Source organism: Kitasatospora sp. NPDC058063 (assembly GCF_042885395.1).
Classification (GTDB): Bacteria; Actinomycetota; Actinomycetes; order Streptomycetales; family Streptomycetaceae; genus Kitasatospora; species Kitasatospora lactacystinica.
In genome coordinates, this window is the sequence record NZ_JBHVSD010000007.1 from 218,920 (window position 1) to 238,056 (window position 19,137).

General features: G+C 74.0%; 16 protein-coding genes and 1 tRNA gene. 13 read left to right on the forward strand and 4 right to left on the reverse strand.

Annotated elements, in window-relative coordinates; genetic code table 11:
- Positions 1-5: 5 nt before the first annotated feature.
- Both ACFVUY_RS14545 and ACFVUY_RS14550 read right to left on the reverse strand, forming a co-directional pair.
- Positions 6-1,931, reverse strand: coding sequence for an FAD/NAD(P)-binding protein (locus ACFVUY_RS14545; RefSeq protein ID WP_387729943.1), 1,926 nt, complete (start codon positions 1,929-1,931; stop codon positions 6-8).
- Positions 1,928-2,881, reverse strand: a complete 954-nt coding sequence (locus tag ACFVUY_RS14550; RefSeq protein ID WP_387729945.1) for an amino acid ABC transporter permease — start codon at positions 2,879-2,881, stop codon at positions 1,928-1,930. Before ACFVUY_RS14550 ends, ACFVUY_RS14545 begins: the two co-directional genes overlap by 4 nt.
- A gap of 674 nt (positions 2,882-3,555) precedes the next feature.
- Here ACFVUY_RS14550 and ACFVUY_RS14555 point away from each other — a divergent pair.
- The 8 genes from ACFVUY_RS14555 (at position 3,556) to ACFVUY_RS14590 (ending at position 11,483) form a co-directional block, all read left to right on the forward strand.
- On the forward strand, positions 3,556-4,734 hold the full coding sequence (locus tag ACFVUY_RS14555; protein ID WP_387729947.1) for an LLM class flavin-dependent oxidoreductase: 1,179 nt from the start codon (positions 3,556-3,558) through the stop codon (positions 4,732-4,734).
- Entirely contained in the window at positions 4,731-5,240 is a 510-nt protein-coding gene (locus ACFVUY_RS14560) for a GNAT family N-acetyltransferase (RefSeq protein ID WP_387690926.1), read from the forward strand. Before ACFVUY_RS14555 ends, ACFVUY_RS14560 begins: the two co-directional genes overlap by 4 nt.
- Positions 5,241-5,251: 11 nt before the next feature.
- Entirely contained in the window at positions 5,252-6,196 is a 945-nt protein-coding gene (locus ACFVUY_RS14565) for an ABC transporter substrate-binding protein (RefSeq protein WP_387729949.1), read from the forward strand.
- Between the two features lie 25 nt (positions 6,197-6,221).
- On the forward strand, positions 6,222-7,247 hold the full coding sequence (locus tag ACFVUY_RS14570) for an amino acid ABC transporter permease (RefSeq protein ID WP_387729951.1): 1,026 nt from the start codon (positions 6,222-6,224) through the stop codon (positions 7,245-7,247).
- A gap of 53 nt (positions 7,248-7,300) precedes the next feature.
- Entirely contained in the window at positions 7,301-8,053 is a 753-nt protein-coding gene (locus tag ACFVUY_RS14575; protein ID WP_387730071.1) for an amino acid ABC transporter ATP-binding protein, read from the forward strand.
- Positions 8,054-8,098: 45 nt separating this feature from the next.
- Complete coding sequence (locus tag ACFVUY_RS14580; RefSeq protein ID WP_387690921.1) at positions 8,099-9,088, forward strand: ABC transporter substrate-binding protein; 990 nt, start codon at positions 8,099-8,101, stop codon at positions 9,086-9,088.
- Between the two features lie 103 nt (positions 9,089-9,191).
- A complete protein-coding gene (locus ACFVUY_RS14585; RefSeq protein ID WP_387690919.1) occupies positions 9,192-10,400 on the forward strand; it encodes a protein kinase in 1,209 nt (402 codons plus the stop codon).
- Between the two features lie 231 nt (positions 10,401-10,631).
- Positions 10,632-11,483, forward strand: coding sequence for a fumarylacetoacetate hydrolase family protein (locus tag ACFVUY_RS14590; protein WP_359899997.1), 852 nt, complete (start codon positions 10,632-10,634; stop codon positions 11,481-11,483).
- A gap of 125 nt (positions 11,484-11,608) precedes the next feature.
- Here ACFVUY_RS14590 and ACFVUY_RS14595 read toward each other — a convergent pair whose 3' ends face one another.
- Entirely contained in the window at positions 11,609-12,367 is a 759-nt protein-coding gene (locus ACFVUY_RS14595) for a TetR/AcrR family transcriptional regulator (protein ID WP_387729954.1), read from the reverse strand.
- A gap of 119 nt (positions 12,368-12,486) precedes the next feature.
- Between ACFVUY_RS14595 and ACFVUY_RS14600 the strand changes: the two genes are divergently transcribed.
- The 4 genes from ACFVUY_RS14600 to ACFVUY_RS14615 all read left to right on the forward strand — a co-directional run bounded on the left by ACFVUY_RS14600 (position 12,487) and on the right by ACFVUY_RS14615 (position 18,228).
- Complete coding sequence (locus ACFVUY_RS14600) at positions 12,487-14,211, forward strand: DUF885 domain-containing protein (RefSeq protein ID WP_387729956.1); 1,725 nt, start codon at positions 12,487-12,489, stop codon at positions 14,209-14,211.
- 224 nt (positions 14,212-14,435) lie between these two features.
- Positions 14,436-16,076 carry an MFS transporter gene (locus ACFVUY_RS14605; RefSeq protein ID WP_387729958.1) on the forward strand — a complete coding sequence of 547 codons (1,641 nt, stop codon included), beginning with the start codon at positions 14,436-14,438 and terminating at the stop codon, positions 16,074-16,076.
- Positions 16,077-16,157: 81 nt separating this feature from the next.
- On the forward strand, positions 16,158-17,108 hold the full coding sequence (locus ACFVUY_RS14610) for a carbohydrate kinase family protein (RefSeq protein WP_387729960.1): 951 nt from the start codon (positions 16,158-16,160) through the stop codon (positions 17,106-17,108).
- A gap of 130 nt (positions 17,109-17,238) precedes the next feature.
- Positions 17,239-18,228, forward strand: a complete 990-nt coding sequence (locus ACFVUY_RS14615; protein WP_387729962.1) for a trypsin-like serine peptidase — start codon at positions 17,239-17,241, stop codon at positions 18,226-18,228.
- Between the two features lie 139 nt (positions 18,229-18,367).
- Here the strand turns inward: ACFVUY_RS14615 and ACFVUY_RS14620 are convergent.
- Positions 18,368-18,439 (reverse strand) — tRNA-Arg (locus ACFVUY_RS14620).
- Positions 18,440-18,609: 170 nt separating this feature from the next.
- On the opposite strand from ACFVUY_RS14620, the gene ACFVUY_RS14625 reads away from it, so the two are divergent.
- Positions 18,610-19,098, forward strand: a complete 489-nt coding sequence (locus tag ACFVUY_RS14625; protein ID WP_387729964.1) for a response regulator — start codon at positions 18,610-18,612, stop codon at positions 19,096-19,098.
- The last annotated feature ends 39 nt before the right edge of the window (positions 19,099-19,137 follow it).

Sequence of the window (19,137 nt, forward strand, 5' to 3'; positions counted from 1 at the left end):
GGCGCTCAGCCCGCCAGGGCCGGCGCCGGGAGGGCGGCCAGGGCGTGGAGCAGGGCGCGGGCGGCGGAGTCGTTCTGCCGGAAGCCCGGGGCGTTGGTGCGCGGGCGGGCGAAGGCGGCGGCCGCGCGCAGGCTGGTGTGCGGGCCGAGGGCGGTGCGGCGGGGGTGCGGGGCGCCGCCGAGGGCCGGGTCGAGCAGCCGGCTGTTCGCGGGGGTGATGGTGACCAGGCCGGAGCGGTGGGTGTAGTCGGGGTCGGTGACCACCTCCTCGACGATCCGCCCGGTGCGGTGCAGGTCGCGCAGCACCGGGTCCAGGGTGCGGGCCAGCGCGTGCTTGGGCAGGTACGCCTCGACCAGCGCCGTCGCGGTGACCCGGTGGCCGGGCACGGTGGCGCCGCCGGCCCGCCAGGTGCCGCTCGCCTCGTCCCGTTCGACCCGCACGTCCGCGCCGAGGAAGCGCACCACCCCGGCCTCGGAGAGGGCGAGCAGCTGGCGCAGCCGGAAGCCGGGCGGGCCGGAGGCGAGGAAGCTGAAGTAGCCGAAGAACCACCCGTCCACCTCCTCGGCGATCGACCGGGCGGTGAGCCGGCCGCTCGCCATCACCCGGGGGAGCTGGCCGAACAGCGAGAGCAGGCCGAGGAAGGCGCCGAGATCGGCGCTGTGCGCCGGGTCGGCGCGGCGGTCGGCGTCGGCGGTGACGTACCCGCGCAGGTGTGCCTGGAGCTCCTCGTCGGTGCCGAGTTCGAGCCCGGCCAGTGGGTGGTCGAGCCGTTCGAAGTCGATCCGGTCGGCCGGGTCGGGGACGGCCTCGGCGATCAGGGCGGCGAGTTCGGGGCCGTACCAGTGGTGCCGGTCGTAGCGGCCGAGGAACTCCGGCCAGGGCAGGGCGGTGCGCCCGGGGTGGGCGTGGAACAGCTCGTGGTAGTGCCCGAAGGCGATCTCCTTGGCCATCAACGGCCAGAAGTCGCGCCGCAGTTCGAGCTGCCCACCGGTGGCGAGCACGGTGTTCACGGCGGCCTCGTCGAAGTACCGGGGGAGCGGGGCGGGCGGCCCCTGGAGCCGGTAGCCGGTCTTGGAGTGGTACGGGACGCCGCGCCGGGAGCCGAGGTGGAGCACCGGCTCGCGGCCGGAGGGCAGGTAGCGCAGCGCGGGCCCGTCCCCGACCGGCTCGAAGCGGCCGCCGCGGCCCTCGGTGAGCAGCGTGACCAGGTCCACCGAGGCGAGCCCGAGGCCGCGCAGCACCACCTGCTCGCCGGGGGCGAGCGCGGCCAGTTCGGCGGTCACGTCAGCGGAGTGGGCGGGCGGGAGGTGGAAGCGGCCGTGCCGGGCGGCGAAGGCGGCGTCGGCGGCGAAGCGCGGGTGCGGGGCCGAGTCGAGGTGGCCGAGGGTGAGCACGACGTGGTCGGCGGTGAGCGTCCGGTCGGTGAGGTGGACGCTCTGCGGGCCGTCGGCCGGGCCCTCGATCCGCCGGACGGTGTCGCGGTGGACGGTGACCGCGATGTGCGCCGGCAGTTCGGCGACGGCGCGGCGGAACACCCAGTCCAGGTAGGCGCTCTGGGCCCGGCGGGTGGGGAAGTCCGCGGGCGCGAGGGTGCGCAGCTCGGCCCGGACGGCCGGGTCGGCGACCTCCCGGTAGGGCGCGAACTCCTCCTGCCGCGCGGCCCATTCGGCGAGCGAGGGGCCGGGGCGGACCGGCCCTTCGAGGGTGGAGCGCTCGTCGGTGAACATGGTGACGTCCTCGGCCATGGAGTTCATCCGCAGCAGCGGGGACTGGTCGTGGCGCCAGATCCGGCCCGCGCCCGGCGGGTACGGGTCGACCAGGTGGATCGCCAACGGGCGGTCCTCGGGCAGGAGTTCGACCGCGTTGGCGGCGATCCGCTCCAGCAGCCCGGTGCCGCGCGGGCCGGCGCCGACGATGACCAGCGCCGTCATGCCCGCACCACCTTCACGAAGGCCGCGCGGGCCCGCTGCAGCGGGGTGGGCGGCAGGCCGTCGCGGGTGGCGCCCCGGGCGAAGTGCCGTTCCACGTAGTACTGGCCGACGGACAGCAGGGTGGTGACCACCAGGTACCAGATGGTGGCGACCATCAGCATCGGGATGACCCGGTACGACTGGAGGTAGACCAGCTGCACCGAGTAGAGCAGGTCGGAGACGGCCAGCACGCTGACGATGCTGGTGCCCTTGAGGGCGCCGATCAGCATGTTCCCGGCGGTCGGCACGATCGCCCGCATCGCCTGCGGCACCACGATCCGGCGCAGCACCCGCCACCGGCCGAGCCCGAGCGCGGACGCCGCCTCCAGCTGGCCGCGGTCGACGGACAGGATGCCGCCGCGGATCACCTCGGCGGCGTACGCGGTCTCCAGCAGGGTGAGGCCGATGACGGCGGTCAGGGTGGGGCCCATCAGGTTGACGGTCCTGACCGTGACGAACTCGGGGCCGAACGGGACGCCGAGGCCGAGGGTGGGGTAGAGCGCGCCGATGTTGAAGAAGAACAGCAGTTGCACCAGCGGCGGGGTGGAGCGGAACACCCAGATGTAGACCCAGCTCAGCGTGCGCAGCACCGGGTTGGCGGACAGCCGCATGGTGGCGAGGAGGGTGCCGAGCAGGAAGCCGAGGGCGAGGGTGACGGCCGTCAGCCAGAGGGTCAGGGCGAGTCCGTCGAGCACGGACCGGGCGGTGAACCAGTCGGCGACCACGCTCCACTGGAAGGCCTTGTTGCGGATCACCGAGTTGACCGCCATCGCGGCCAGCAGCAGGGCGACGGCGGCGGCGGCCCACTGGCCGGGCTTGCGGCGGGCGACGATCCGGGCCTCGGCGGCGGGCGGCGCGGCGGGGCGGTCGAGTGCGGAGGGGGCGGGCAGGACGTCCTGCGGGGTGGCCATGGCGGCGGCTCCTGGGCGGAGTGCGGGCGGGGAGGTGTACGGCGGTGGTCACGTACGGGGGCGCGGCCCGCGTCCCTCAACACGGCCGGCGCATTGCACTGCACTCCGCGCCGATCGTACGCATGCGCGATCGACGGCTGTCAAGGGTGATCGGGACGGCGGAGGGCCCGGCCGGGGCGCGTCGGAAAAGCGACAGGAGATCGCAACAGTGCGGCAATGATGGATGGTTGACGTACCGATCGGCCGACTGCTCAACTTGAGGCCATGTACGCCGAGCAGCCCCTGGTCAGCCGCGACCACATCGACTTCGGTCGGGTGTGGTCCGCGGCGTGTCGCGGCTGACCCGGCAGCGGGCCGTCCGTCCGGCCTGATCTCCCGGCGGGGAGCCCTCCCTCGGTTCGCCCCGTCGCGGCCCGGATCCGTCGTCGGCTACCGGCGACGCGTCAGGCCTTCGCTGCCGCCGTCGACTTCGCACTGCGCTCCGGCCCTTCCGCACTCCGGCTCTCCCGCACTCCGGCAGTCCCCTCCCGTCGCCGTTTCCACCGTCACGTCCACCGTCACGTGTTCGACGGCCGCCCCGCCGCGGCCGCCTCCGGCGCCCCCGCCTCCGGCCGGGTGGCACCCCCTGCCCACCCGCAGTCCACCGGAGTCCCGCCCACCCGAAAGGTTCCGCCATGCCCGTCGAATTCCTCGGTATCGCCGCCACCGGCGACGGTTCGGAGACCACCGCCCGCACCACCGCCGCCTTCGACCGCGACTACACCCTGCGGCTGGCCCGGGCGCACGAGGACCACGGCTGGGACCGGGTGCTCTTCGCCTACGGGGCCGGCGCCCCGGAGCCGTCGGCCGCGGCGGCCTTCCTCGCCTCGCACCTGGAGCGCCTCCAGATCCTGCTGGCCCACCGGCCGAACGTCTCCTACCCGACCTTCGCCGCCAAGACCTTCGCGACCCTCGACCGGATCAGCGACGGCCGGCTGACCGTGCACTTCATCACCGGCGGCAACGACCACGAGCAGCGGCGCGAGGGCGACTTCCTGACCAAGGACCAGCGCTACGAGCGCACCCGGGAGTACATCGGCATCGTCAAGAAGGCCTGGACCAGCCGGGAGCCCTTCGACCACGAGGGCCCGCACTACCGCTTCGACGACTTCGTCTCGGACGTCTTCCCCGTGCAGCAGCCGCGCCCGGGGGTCTCCTTCGGCGGCTCCTCCGACGCGGCCTACGCGGCCGGCGGCGCCGAGGCGGACGTCTACTGCCTCTGGGGCGAGCCGCTGGCCCGCACCGCCGAGCAGATCGAGCGGGTGAAGGAGGCGGCCCGGGCCGCCGGGCGCACCGACGTGCCGCGGATCCAGGTGGCGTTCCGGCCGATCATCGCGCCGACCGAGGAGCTGGCCTGGGAGAAGGCGCACCGGACGGTGGCCGCGATCCGGGACCGTCGGGGTACCGACCGGGCGGGGACGAACCCGGCGACCGGGACGCGCGGGGCCGGGACGCGCGGGACCGCGGCGCCCGAGAACGTCGGCTCCCAGCGGCTGATCGAGATCGCCGAGGCCGGCGAGCGCTACGACCGCGCCCTGTGGACCCCGACCGCCGCGGCCACCGGCGGGGCGGGCAACTCCAACGCGCTGGTCGGCACCCCGGAGACGGTCGCCCAGGCGCTGCTCGACTACTACGACCTCGGCGTGGACATCCTCTCCGCGCGCGGTTACCACCTGCTGGACGACGCGATCGACTTCGGCCGGTACGTCATCCCGATCGTCCGCGAGGAGGTCGCCAAGCGGGACGCCGCCAGGGCCGAGCGGGCCGAGCGGGCCGAGCGCGACCGCCACCAGCTGATCGCGGTGCAGGCGTGAGCGCAGGCGCGGGCCCGGCCGACGGGTGGGAGTTCCGCAGGGCCGCGATCGACGATCCGCTGGTCGAGCCGCTGCTGCGCGAGCTCACCCACGAGTACGTCACCCGGTACGGCCCCGAGGCGCACCAGGAGATGACCCGCTACCCGGCCGGGGACTTCGCCGAGCCGCACGGCGTGCTGCTGCTCCTGCTGGAGGACGGCGAACCGGTGGCCGGCGGCGCGTACAAGCGCTACGACGACCGCACCGCCGAGGTGAAGCGGATGTGGACGCACTCCGCGCACCGGCGCCGGGGCCTGGCCCGCCGGGTGCTGGCCGAGCTGGAGCGGACGGCGGCCGCGGCCGGCTACACCCGCTTCCACCTCACCACCGGCCCGCGCCAGCCGGAGGCCAGGAACCTCTACCTGGCGGCCGGCTACACCCCGCTGTTCGACGTCTCCGCCGACCCCCTGACCATCGGGCCGCTCCCCTTCGAGAAGCACCTGCCCGTTCTGACCACGACCTCCTGAAAGGCCCCCTCGTGAGAACCACCACCGTCCGCCGCCGCCTGCTCGCGACCGCCGTCCTGCTGCCGGTCCTGGCCCTGGCCGCCTGCGGTTCGGACCCGAAGATCGCGGGCGCGGCGGCGGGCGGTCCGGCCGCCACCGCCACCGAGGACCTCGTCTCCGGCCTCAGGACCTCGGAGTCCGCCGCCGCGCTGCTGCCCGAGGAGGTCCGCAGGGCCGGCACGCTGAAGTTCGGCTCGGCCTTCGGTGCGCCGCCCAGCGCGTTCTACACCGACCAGGCCGACAGGAAGCCGGCCGGGATCGACGTGGACTTCACCGACGCGGTGGCCAGGCTGCTCGGCCTGACCGTGCAGCGCGAGCAGGCCGCCTTCGAGACCATCCTGCCCGCCCTGGACAGCGGGAAGTACGACGTCGGCACCGGCAACTTCGGGGTCACCGCGGCCCGGCTGAGGACCATCGACTTCGTCACCTACATCGACGACGGCCAGGGCTTCGCGGTGAGGAAGGACAACACCGCGGTCCAGCCGGTCACCGACCTGGTCCAGCTGTGCGGACTGACCATCGGCACCGGCGCCGGCACCACCTTCGAGACCACCCTCAACAGCCGGAAGAACGTCTGCGCCGACGCCGGGAAGAAGCCGTACGAGGTCAAGGCGTTCAGCGAGAGCGGCGCCCTGCTGACCAGCCTCCAGCAGGGCCGGGTGGACATCGAGATGTCCACCATCAACGGCCTGCGCCACCAGGCCGCGCAGGAGGCCTCCGGGACCCGCTTCCTCAACGAGTTCCACCGGCTCGACGTCGGCTTCGCCCTGAAGAAGGGCTCGAAGCTCGCCCCGGCCCTCCAGGCGGCGGTCAACCAGCTGATCAAGGACGGGACGTACGAGCGGATCCTGCGCAAGTGGGGGGTCGCCGAGTCGGCGATCGAGGAATCGCGGATCAGCCCGCCCGAGCACGCCTGAGCGCCGGCCACCGAGGAGACCTCCGATGACCGTCACCACCACCGTCACCACCGTCACCACCGGGACCCGGCCGGCCCCGCCCCCGGCCGACTCCGCTCCCGCACCCGACCTCGACCTCGACGCACTGGCCGGTCTGCGGACCGTGCCCGCCCGCCACCCCTGGCGCTGGGCCGCCGGGATCGCCGCGCTGGTCGTGCTCGCCCAGTTCGCCCACGGCCTGGCCACCAACCCCGGCTGGGACTGGGCCACGTTCCGGCTCTACTTCACCGCCGACACCATCCTCCGGGCGATCGGACGGACCCTCGAACTCACCGCCTACGGCACGGTGCTGGGCTTCGTGCTGGGCACTGCGGTAGCCGCGATGCGGCTGTCCCGCAGCGCGATCCTGCGCTCCATCGCCTGGGCCTACGTGTGGGTGTTCCGCTCGATCCCGCTGATCGTCCAGCTGGTGTTCTGGTTCAACCTCTCCTACCTGTACAAGCGGTTCGGGATCGGCATCCCGTTCGGCCCGACCTTCGGCGAGGTCGAGACGGTCGGGGTGCTCGGCGCGCTCGGCGCGGCGGTGCTCGGCCTGGGGCTGCACCAGGCCGCGTTCGCCGCCGAGATCATCCGCGGCGGCATCATCGCGGTGGACGCCGGCCAGCGGGAGGCCGCCGCCGCGCTCGGCATCCCGCGCTGGCGGCAGGGCCGGCGGATCGTGCTGCCGCAGGCGATGCGCGGCATCCTCCCGGCCGCCGCCAACGAGGTGATCTCCCTGCTCAAGGGCACCTCGGTGGTCTACGTGATGGCGATCGGCGAACTCTTCTACCAGGCCCAGGTGGTCTACGGCCGAACCGGCCGGGTGGTGCCGCTGCTGATGGTCGCCACCGTCTGGTACGTGCTGCTGACCACCGCCCTCTCGATCGGCCAGTACTACGTCGAGCGCCACTTCGCCCGCGGCGCCGAGCGCACCCCGCCGCCCACCCCGTGGCAGCGCGTCCGGGCCTTCGCCCGGAACCTGCCGGACCGCACCCGGCCCGCCGCCGCCCGTACCCCCGGAGGACAGTCGTGACCACGCTGACGAAGCCCGATCCGAACCCTCCCGGCCCGGCCCCGGCCGCCCCGATGGTGCGGGTCCGCGGCCTGCACAAGAGCTTCGGCCGGCTGGAGGTGCTGCGCGGGGTCGACCTGGACGTCCCGGCCGGCTCGGTGACCGTGGTGCTCGGCCCGTCCGGCTCCGGCAAGTCCACCCTGCTGCGGGCGATCAACCACCTGGAGAAGCTGGACCGCGGCCACGTCGCCATCGACGGCGAGCTGATCGGCTACCGCCGCTCCGGCGACCGGCTGTACGAGCTCAAGGAGCGCGAGGTGCTGCGCCAGCGCACCGGCATCGGCTTCGTGTTCCAGAACTTCAACCTGTTCCCGCACCTCACCGTGCTGGAGAACCTGGTCGAGGCGCCGGTCGCCGCGCTGCGCCGCCCGAAGGCCGGGGCCAGGGCGGCGGCGCTGGCGCTGCTGGAGCGGGTCGGGCTGGCCGACAAGGCCACCGCCTACCCCCGGCAGCTGTCCGGCGGGCAGCAGCAGCGGGTGGCGATCGCCCGGGCGCTGGCGCTGGAGCCCAAGGTGCTGCTGTTCGACGAGCCCACCTCGGCACTCGACCCGGAGCTGGTCGGCGAGGTGCTGGACGTCATCAAGGACCTCGCCCGCAGCGGCACCACGATGATCGTGGTCACCCACGAGATCGGCTTCGCCCGCGAGGTCGCCGACACCGTGGTCTTCATGGACGGCGGCGTGGTGGTCGAGCAGGGCCCGCCCGCCGAGGTCCTGGACCGGCCCCGGCACGAGCGCACCCGGGCCTTCCTGGCCAAGGTCCTCTGACCCTCCCTCCCCCCCAACCCCCCTTCACCGAGCAGGAGTTCCGCCATGTCCCTACCCCGTCGCGCCCTCGTGACCGCCGCCGGCGCGCTCGCCGCCGCCCTCGCCCTGGCCGGCTGCGGCGGCTCCGCCACGGGCGCGTCGGCGGAACTCGCCCCGGCCAGGGGCAGCACCGCGCCGGACGGCACGGTGGTGAACCTCTCGCCGGACCAGAACCGGGTCACCACGCCCAAAGTCGACGCGATCGCCGCGCTGGTCCCGGAGGAGATCAGGAAGAAGGGGACGCTGACCGTCGTCGACTCGATCGGCACCACCCCGCCGCTGGACTTCTACGCCAACGACGACAGGACGATCATCGGCGTCGAGCCGGACCTCGCCTCCCTGATCGGCAACGTGCTGGGCCTCAAGGTCGAGTTCAACCCGGTCTCCTGGGAGAACATCTTCGTCGGTCTGGACAGCGGCAAGTACGACGTCGGCGTCTCCAACATCACCGTCACCGAGGCGCGCAAGGAGAAGTACGACTTCGCCACCTACCGGCTGGACGTCCTGGGCTTCGAGGCGAAGAAGGGCGGCGGCCTCAAGGTCACCGGCCCCAAGGACCTCGCGGGCAGGGCGGTCGGCGTCGCCACCGGCACCAACCAGGAGAAGCTGCTGGTCTCCTGGAGCGAGGAGAACGTCAGGAACGGGCTCAAGCCGATCGACATCAAGTACTTCCAGGGCACCGAGTACTACCTGGCGCTCGCCTCCGGCCGGATCGAGGTCTACACCGGCCCCAACCCCAGCCTGGCCTTCCACGCCGTGCAGACCGGTGAGACCGAGGTCGTCGGCACCTACTCGGGCGGCGGCGCGGACGTCCTCGGCAAGATCGCGGCGACCACCCGGAAGGACAACGGCCTGGTCAAGGCGCTGAACGGGGCGATCGACGAACTGATCCGCAACGGCACGTACGGGCAGGTGCTCAAGCGCTGGGGCCTGGACAACGAGGCCGTGCCGAAGTCGGAGATCAACCCGCCCGGGCTGCCCAGGCCCAAGCCGTAGGAGGGCCGGCCGGGGACGTTCACCCGTTCTTTCCCGCCCGCCGCTATGGTGACCCCCTCCCGACGGCGAATGCCGGGCGGGCGCGGTCGAGTTGGGGGAGGGCATGGAGAAGGGCGAGGTGCTCGGCGGTCGCTTCCGGCTGGAGCAGAAGCTGGGCAGGGGCGGGTTCGGCGTGGTCTGGCGGGCCACCGACACGACCATCGACCGGGAGGTCGCGGTCAAGGTGCTGCTCGCCGAGCACGCCACCGACCGGGAGGCGGTCAGCCGGTTCGTCCGCGAGGCCCGGACGGCCGGCGGCCTCAACAACCCGCACATCGTGACCGTCTACGACTACGGGTGGACGGAGACCGCCTCCGGGAAGATCCCGTACCTGGTGATGGAGCTGGTCCGCGGCCGGGCGCTGTCCGAGGTGCTCAAGGACGGCCGGCCGGACCACAAGCAGGCGCTGCGCTGGATACGGCACGTGTGCAAGGCGCTGGACGCCGCGCACCGCTCGGGGATCGTCCACCGGGACATCAAGCCCGAGAACGTGATGATCGCGCAGGACGGGGAGCGGGCCAAGGTCCTGGACTTCGGCATCGCCCGACTGGTCACCCAGACCGTCCGGCTCACCTCCACCGGCAACGTGGTCGGCACCGTCCCGTACCTGGCGCCCGAGTGCTGGTCCGGCGGCGTGGTGGACGGCCGGGCCGACCTCTACGCGCTCGGCATCATGCTGTACGAGGTCTGCACCGGCGCGCGCCCGTTCCGCGCCGCCTCGGCCGCCGAGTACATGTACCGGCACCTGGAGGAGGTCCCGTCCCGGGTCCGCAGCAAGGACCCCGCGCTGGGCGCGCTGATCGCCGAACTGCTCGCCAAGCGGCCCGAGCAGCGGCCCGCCGGAGCCGCCGAGGTGCTGGAGCGGCTGCGCGTCGTCCGGCCCGGAATGCTGCGCCCGGACGACCCCAGCCCGGAGCAGCTGCGCCGGCGGGCCGACCGGGCCTGGCGGCACGGCGAGGCCGGCGAGTCGGCGGAGGCGGTCGAGATCCTCACCGCGCTCGTGCCCGACTTCGCCCGGATCTGCGGACCGGACGACCCGCGCACCCTGCGCACCTGCCACGACCTGGCCCTCTGGCTGGCCCGGGACGGCAGCCCGGGCGCCGCCGTCGCGCTGCTGGACGAGCTGGCCCAGGTGCCCGGCGCCACCCCGGAGGCCCGGGCGGACGCGCGGCGCGACCTCGCGCACTGGCAGCGGGAGGCCGCCCGGCTCGGCCCGGGCCGGGCGCGGGCGCTGAGCCTGGGGGTGCTGCTCGGCGATGCGCCGGGCGACTGAGGCGTCCCGCGCGGCCCGGAGCCACCGCCGGCCCGTGGGCCGGACGCCCGCCGGGTGTCAACCGTGCGGGCCGCCGAGCCCGGGCCGCGGCCCGGGCGGGAACCGGGAGGATTTCGCCCATCGGGACGGTCTGGTCCGCGACCCGTACGCGTTGGTATACCTCGTTGCCGGACACGGGAGCGGCGTCCGCGCCGCCCCGGTGAGCTGCGACGAAAGGCTGGTGACGGATCGATGAAGCTCCTGCGCGTCGGACCCGCGGGCGCCGAGCGCCCGGTCGTCCTGGGCGAGGACGGCACCGCGTACGACCTCTCGGGGCGGGCCCGCGACCTCGACGGGGCCTTCCTGGCCGGGCTGGACCCGGCCGCGCTGGCCCGGGAGGCGGCCTCCGGCCTCCTGCCGGTGGTGGACCTCGACGGCCTGCGGGTGGGCGCACCGGTGGCCCGGCCGGGCAAGGTGGTCGGTATCGGGCTCAACTACCGCGACCACGCGGCCGAGGCCGGGGCCGCGATCCCGGCCGAGCCGGTGATCTTCCTCAAGCCGAGCTCCACCGTGGTCGGCCCGTACGACGAGGTGCTGGTGCCGCGCGGCGGCGAGAAGACCGACTACGAGGCCGAACTGGCCGTCGTGATCGGCCGCACCGCCCGCTACCTGGACTCGCACGCCGAGGCGGCCGGGGTGATCGCCGGCTACACGATCGCCAACGACGTCACCGAGCGGGCCTTCCAGTTCGAGCGCGGCGGCCAGTGGGACAAGGGCAAGTCGGCGGAGACCTTCACCCCGCTCGGGCCCTGGCTGGTCACCGCCGACGAGGTGGCCGACCCGCAGGCGCTGACCCTGCGGCTCTGGGTCAACGGTGAGCAGCGGCAGCACGGCAGCACCGCGGAGATGGTCTTCCCGGTGCTCGAACTGGTCCGCTACGCGAGCCGGTTCATGGTGCTGGAGCCCGGCGACGTGATCATCACCGGCACCCCGGCCGGGGTCACCCTGGGCCGACCCGGCACGCCGTTCCTCGCCCCGGGCGACGTGGTCGAGATCGAGATCGACGGGCTCGGCCGCCAGCGCCAGGTGCTCGGCAAGGCCTAGGCGTGGCCGCCCGACCCTTGGCACGGGGGTCGGGAGGGCCGCCGCGACCCGCGGCCGCGAAGTCGTGCGGCCCCGAAGCCGTGCGGCCCTGGAGCGGAGAGGGCGCCCGGCCCCGGAACCGCGAGCTACGAAGCGCCGCCCAGGACCGCCCGCAGCCGCTCCGCCGCCCGCTGCGGCCGCGGCCCCTCCAGCGCGAGCACCCCCGCCAGCACCTCGGCCGTCTGCGGGTCGTGCAGCGCCGTCGCCGCGGCCATCGCGGTGAACTGGTCCACCAGCCAGTCGCGCAGCTCCGTCACCGGCAGCGCGCGCCCCTCGTCCAGCCAGCTCAGCGACGCGCCCTCGACCACCGCGATCCACGAGCGCACCAGCAGCGTCAGCCGCGGCCCGGCCTCCCGCACGCCCAGGTGCCGCAGCGTGCGCCGCAGCGCCGCCCGCCGGACGTCGTCCACGATCGCCGAGGTGCGGGCCGTCTCCACCACCGAACCGCCGCGCAGCAGCGCCGAGTAGCCTGCGTCGTGCTCGGCCACGAAGGCGAAGTAGCCGTCCAGCACCGCCGACAGCTGCTCGGACGGCGTCCCGCGGACCGGCACCGCGAAGCGGCTGGTCAGCTCGTCCGCCGCGGTGCGCAGCGCGGCCTCGTACAACTGCTGCTTGCCGCCCGCGAAGTAGCGGTACACCAGTGGGCGGGAGGCCTCGGCGGCCTCGGCGACGTCGTCCAGGCTCACCTCCTCGGGCGGCCGGGAGGCGAACAGCTCCAGGGCGACCGTGATCAGCTGCTCGCGCCGCTGCTGGACCGGCAGCCGTCGGTAGCCGGTGCGGCGCGGACGCGGCTCGGACGCGGCCGGGACGGGCGCCTGACCTGCCGAGGTGGGGCTGGCTTCCATGGCGGCCAAGCGTAATGGGCGCCGGGCCGATCCGGTCCTGTCGCGCCGAACGGATTTTCGCAGGCGAACCCCACTCGCAAAGGGGTTGCAAAGCGGCCGCGCCACGAAATGATGTCGGAATGCGTGAAGAACTGATCACCGCCGACGGCGCCACCCCTCGCCGCATCGCCGACGACCACGTCCGCGAACTGGCCGAGCTCGACCCGCTGACCGCGGTGTACCTCGGCCTCAACCTCGATGACGACCGGCTGCCCGACCTCTCCCCGGCCGGCCCCGAGGCCCTGGCCGACCTCGCCCGCCGCACCCTGGCGAAGCTCGACGAGGCCGAGCGGGCCGGCGCGGCCGAGGACGAGGCCGAGCGCCGCTGCGCCCGGCTGCTGCGCGAGCGGCTGTCCGCCGAACTCGCCGTCCACGAGGCCGGGGAGAGCTTCCGCTCGCTGCGCAACCTGGGCTCCCCGGTGCACGACCTGCGGGAGTCCTTCACCCTGATGGGGACGGACACCGAGGCCGAGTGGCAGGTGGTCGGCCGCCGCATGGCGAGGATCCCGGTGGCGTTCGAGCAGTACCGGCGGACGCTGGCCGAGGGCGTCGAGCGCGGCCTGCTGTCCGGCCCGCGCCAGGTGACCACGGTGCTCGGGCAGTTCGCCGAGTGGCTGGGCGAGGACACGCCCGCCGACGAGCGGGTGCCCGGTGCCTGGTTCGGCCAGTTCGTCCAGGGGGCGCCGGAGGCCCTGCACCCCGAGCTGTCGAAGCACGCGGTGGCCGCCGCCGAGGCGCTGGCCGAGCTGCGCGACTGGCTGCGCGACGTGTACGGCCCGGCCGCGGCCGGTGCTCCGGACACCGCGGGCCGGGAGCGCTACGTCCGCTGGGTGCGCTACTGGACCGGTGCCGACCTGGACCTGGACGAGGCCTACGCCTGGGCGTGGAGCGAGTTCCACGACCTGCTGGCGCAGATGGAGGTCGAGGCCGAGAAGGTCCTGCCGGGCGCGGGCCCGCTGGCGGCGATGCAGTGGCTGGAGTCCGACGGCCCGGCCATCGAGGGCGCCGAGGTCGCCCGGGAGTACCTCCAGGGCCTGATGGACCAGGCCGTCCGGGACCTCCAGGGCACCCACTTCGACCTGGCCGAGCCGGTCACCCGGGTCGAGTCGAGGATCGCCCCGGCCGGCAGCGCCGCCGCGCCGTACTACACCGCGCCCTCGCTGGACTTCAGCCGCCCCGGGCGGACCTGGCTGCCGCTGGTCGGCCGGGACCGCTTCCCGGTCTGGGACCTGGTCTCCACCTGGTACCACGAGGGCGTGCCGGGCCACCACCTCCAGCTCGCGCAGTGGAACTACGTCGCCGACCGGCTCTCCACCTACCAGGTGAGCCTCGGCGGGGTGAGCGCCAACCTGGAGGGCTGGGCGCTGTACGCCGAGCGCCTGATGGACGAGCTCGGCTACCTCACCGACCCGGGCCACCGCCTGGGCTACCTCAACGCGCAGATGATGCGCGCGCTGCGGGTCATCGTCGACATCGGCATGCACGTGGGCCTGGACTTCCCGGCGGACTCCCCGTACAAGCCGGGCGAGCCGGTCGCCCCGGAGGACGCCCGGGAGTTCTTCGGCCTGTACTGCGGCCTGTCCGCCGAGTTCCTGGACAGCGAGCTGGTCCGCTACCTGGGCCTGCCCGGCCAGGCGATCGGCTACAAGCTCGGCGAGCGCGCCTGGCTGCGCGGACGGGCGGCGGCGAAGGCGGCGCACGAGGCGCGCGGCGAGGAGTTCGACCTCAAGGCCTGGCACATGGCGGCGCTCTCGCAGGGCTCGCTGGGCCTGGACGACCTGGTCGAGGAGCTCTCGGCGCTCTGACGGTCGTGCTCCGTCGGGCGCGCGCGTCGGGTACGGCGCGGCGCCGGCGGTGGCCGCGGGGTTGGGAACCAGGCCCCCAGGACTCGGTCCGGAGTCCCGGGGGCCTGGTCCTTTTGTCCCCCGAGTCCGATTTGGTGAGGTTTTTCCTTGCCATTCGTCCGGAGCGGAGTTTGGCTGGAAGGCGACTGCGTGACCTCTCCGCCCCACTCCGGAAGGCTCGATCAGTGACTGCGCAAACCGTCACCGGTCATGAGGACGCGGACCGCCGCCGCTGGTGGGCGCTGGCCGTCATCGCCACCGCCCAGCTCATGATCGTGCTCGACATCACCATCGTGAACATCGCACTGCCGTCCGCCCAGCGGGACCTGGGCATCTCGGACGCCAACCGGCAGTGGGTGATCACCGCCTACACGCTCGCCTTCGGCGGCCTGCTGCTGCTCGGCGGCCGGCTGGGCGACCTCTTCGGCCGCAAGCGCGTCTTCACCGTCGGCCTGCTGGGCTTCGCCCTCGCCTCCGCCCTCGGCGGCGCGGCGGTCGGCCCGGCCATGCTCTTCGGCGCCCGTGCCCTCCAGGGGGCGTTCGGCGCCCTGCTCGCGCCCTCCGCGCTGGGGCTGCTCTCCACCACCTTCTCCGATCCGCGGGAACGCAGTACGGCCTTCGGCATCTTCGGGGCGATCGCCGCCGGCGGCTCCGCGATCGGCTTCATCGCCGGCGGACTGCTGACCGAGTACCTGAACTGGCGCTGGTGCCTGTTCGTCAACGTGCCGATCGCCGTCGCCACCGCCTTCGCGGCGTTCAACGTGCTGAAGCGCGACCACGTCGGGAAGGGCCGCCGGATGCCGCTGGACCTGCCCGGGGCACTGCTCGGCTGCGGCGGCCTGCTGGCGATCGTCTACGGCACCTCCGAGGCCGTGAGCCGCGGCTGGGGCGACGGCCTGGTGATCGGCTCGCTGGTCCTGGGCGTGGCACTGCTCGCGGCGTTCGTGCTGGTCGAACGGCGCACCGCGCACCCGCTGCTGCCGCTGCACATCGTCGCGGACCGCAACCGCGGCGGCGGCGCGCTCTCGGTGGGCCTGGCGATGGTCGGCATGTTCGGCCTGTTCCTGTTCCTGACCTACTACCTGCAGGCCATCAAGCACTTCTCGCCGATCATGTCCGGCCTGTCCTTCCTGCCCATGACGGCCGCCATCGTGCTGAGTTCGACGGGCGTCGCGGCCCGGATGATGACCAGGGTGCCGTCCCGGAACCTGATCGGCCCGGGGCTGCTGCTCGCCGCGGCCGGGATGGCCTGGCTGACCCAGATGCGGGTGGACAGCCCGTGGGCCGGCATGGTGCTGCCCGCCGAGCTGCTGCTCGGCTTCGGCATGGGCCTGGTGTTCATGCCGGCGATGAGCCTGGCCACCCTCGGGGTCGCCCCGAACGAGACCGGTGCGGCCTCGGCCACCATCAACTCGGCCCAGCAGGTGGGCGGCTCGGTCGGCACGGCGCTGCTGAACACGATCGCCGCGAGTGCGACCGCGAGCTTCCTGGCCACCCGGATCGCCTCCGACCCGGCGGTGCGGGCCGAGGGCGCGGTGCACGGCTACGTGATCGCGACCTGGGTGGCGATGGGCGTCCTGCTGGCGGCCGCGCTGGTCGCGGTGCTGATGATCAACCACCGGCCGGCGCCCGGTGAGGCCACCGCCGTCGAGGGCGGCGCCTCCGCGGCACAGGCACCGGCACAGGCACAGGCCGAGGCCGTACCGGCCGTGGACGGCCGTCCGACGGACCTGCGGGCGGCGGCCGCGGCCGATGTCAGGGCCAACGTCCGCCCCGCGAGCGAGGGGCGGGCGGAGACCGGAGCGGAGCGGCCGTCGAGCGACTGAAATTTGCAGCAACATCTTGCAGTCAACCTCCGGCGCCTGCTTGACTCCTGGCCACCGTCCAGGGATCAAGGAGGCGCCGCCGTGCTGTCCGAGAACGTGCCGCCCGAGAACGTGCCGTCCGGGGCCGCGCGGCCCGAGTTCGACCTGCTCGTCGTCGGCGGCGCCGGCGTGGACACCATCGTCCGGGTCGAGCGGCTGGAAGTCCCGCCCGGCGACTCGCAGCTCGTCGAACCGGTGCGGGACTACGTCGGCCACACCGGCAACGGCGTCGCCCTCGGCGCCCACCACCTCGGTCTGCGCACCGCGTTCATCGACTTCCTCGGCGACGACGCCCAGGGCGACCTGATCCGCGCCCACTACGCGCGCCACGGCCTGCACTTCGCGCACCTGGTGAGCCCGCACGGCACCCCGCGCGGGGTCAACCTGGTGGACGCGGCCGGCCGCCGGTTCTCCTTCTTCGACGCCCGCCACCCCGCCGACCTGCGGCTGCCGCGCGACCTCTACCTGCCGTACGCCGAGCGCAGCCGGCACGTCCACCTGTCCATCACCGGCGTCAACCGGGACATGTACGGCGACCTCCACCGCCTCGGCCGCACCACCTCCACCGACCTGCACGACTGGGACGGCGTCGACCCGTACCGCCGTGGGTACGCGCTCGGCTCCGACCTGGTCTTCCTCTCCGCGGCCGGCTGCCCCGGCCGGCACGAGGAGGTGATGCGCGCGATCCTCGCGGAGGGGCGCGCGCGGGTGGTCGTCGCCACCGCCGGCGCCGAGGGCTGCCACCTGCTCACCCGGGACGACCCCGCGCCGCGCCACCTGCCGGCCGTCGACCCGGGCCGCCCGGTGGTGGACAGCAACGGCGCCGGGGACGCCTTCGTGTCGGGCTTCCTGTACGCCTGGTTCCAGGGCCGTTCGCCGCTGGACTGCGCCCGGGCCGGTACGGTGGCCGGGGCCTTCGCCTGCACCGCCGCCGGGACGCACACCGCCTTCGTCGGAGCCGCCGCACTGGATGCGGTGCTCGCCGGCCCGTGACGCCTGGGGGTGCGGCCGGGTGGCGGGTTTCTCATCGAGCTCCAAGGAGCCGGTCACGCCCCTACCAGGCTGAGGCGGCATAGTCGTTGACCGAACGCCGCCCCCGATCGCCCCGGCAGGAGAAACAGGCATGGGCAAGCACAGCCGCCAGAGGTCGCGCCGCCGCAGACTCCTGGCCCCGTCCCTGTTCACCGTGCTGTCCGCGGTGGCGGTCGCCGCCCTGCTGAGCGGGACGCACGGGCTGGACCTGTCGGAGGCGACGGCCGCCGGGAAGGCGGCCCGCAGCACCCGTGCCGCCGCCGTGCCCGCCCCGGCCACCGATCCGGCGGCGGCCACCCAGGTCGCGGCCCCCGCGTCCTCCGCGCCCGCGCCCGCGACCCCGACCGCCGCCCCGCCGCCGGTCGACCCGTCCACCGCGGCCGCCCCCGCCCCCGCCCACGCCGCCGCTCCCGCCGCCTCCGACGTCGCCCTCGGCACCACCGGCCCGTCCCCGGCCGGCGACCGTGAAGCCGGGACCGTCGGCGCGCTGTTCGGCGGCGCGTTGGCGGCCGGCAACCACTTCTGCACCGCCAGCGTGCTGCACAGCGCCACCGCCAACCTGCTGCTGACCGCCGCGCACTGCCTCGGCGGCACCGACGGCGTCACCTTCGTGCCCGGCTACCGCGACGGCTCCGCCCCGTACGGCACCTGGCAGGTGACCGCGATCCACACCACCGCCGGCTGGGCCCAGAAGGGCGACGCGGACGAGGACTTCGCGATCCTGGAGACGGCCCCCAGCAACGGCCGCAACGTCGAGGACGTGGTCGGCGGCAACCGGCTGGGCGCCGACGAGCCGTTCGACGCCACCGTCCGGCTCTACGGCTACCCCGCCGACTCCGAGACGCCCCTGCTGTGCACCAACACCACCGGACAGCAGAGCGCCTACCAGCGGGTGGTGCACTGCCCGGCCTACCCGTCCGGCACCAGCGGCGGCCCCTGGATCAACACCGCCACCGGCGACGTGATCGGCGCGATCGGCGGCTACCAGCAGGGCGGCGACACCGACGACGTCTCCTACAGCGCCTACTTCGACCACACCATCGCGGACCTGTACGCCCAGGCGGAGGCGGCGGCCTCCTGAATCCGTCGGGCCCGGTTCCGCGCCGGGCCCGGCCCCGTCCGGTCCGGTCCCACCGGGCCCGGAACACGACAAAGGCCCAGATCGTGGATCAACTCCACTGATCTGGGCCCTGATTACACTCTCGCAATCACTGCGTGAGTGCCCCCGGTAGGATTCGAACCTACGCACCCGCCTCCGGAGGGCGGTGCTCTATCCCCTGAGCTACGGGGGCCTGTTGGCCTGTCGGTCGCTCGCGCTTCCGACGTGGAGAACACTACCAGGCTTCGGACGCGGCCCGTGCACGGGTTTCCCCGAAGATCGTCGCGGCGGCCCCGGCGGGCGGGGGAGCGGAAGTGCCCAAAGGCCGGACGGGGCGGCGGGGCCGCCGATACCCTCGGTGAGGTGTCGGGAGTGTCCGGGCGGGTCCTCGTGGTGGACGACAGCGAGGTGATCCGCCAGCTGATCAGGATCAACCTGGAGCTCGAAGGCTTCGAGGTGGTGACCGCCGCCGACGGCGCCGAGTGCCTGGAGGTCATCCGCCGGGTGCAGCCGGACGTGGTGACGCTGGACGTGGTGATGCCGCGGCTGGACGGCCTGCGGACGGCGGCCCGGCTGCGCGCGACCCCGGACACCAGTCGGCTGCCGATCGCGATCGTGAGCGCCTGCACCCCGGCGGACCTCGACCTGGGGGAGACGGTCGGGGTGGACGGCTACCTCGGCAAGCCCTTCGACCCGGCCGACCTGGTGGCCCTGGTGCGACGCCTGATGCGGCTCACCGGGCACCCCGGCGGGCCGCCCGGCGAAGAGGCCGGCGAGCAGGGCGGCGAGCAGGCCGGCGAAGGGGCCGCCGCAGTTCGCCCTGAGCGAACAGAGCGCACCGAGCGCGGCTGAGACCCCGTAACGACGGCACTCCGGCGTCTCAACCGGTAA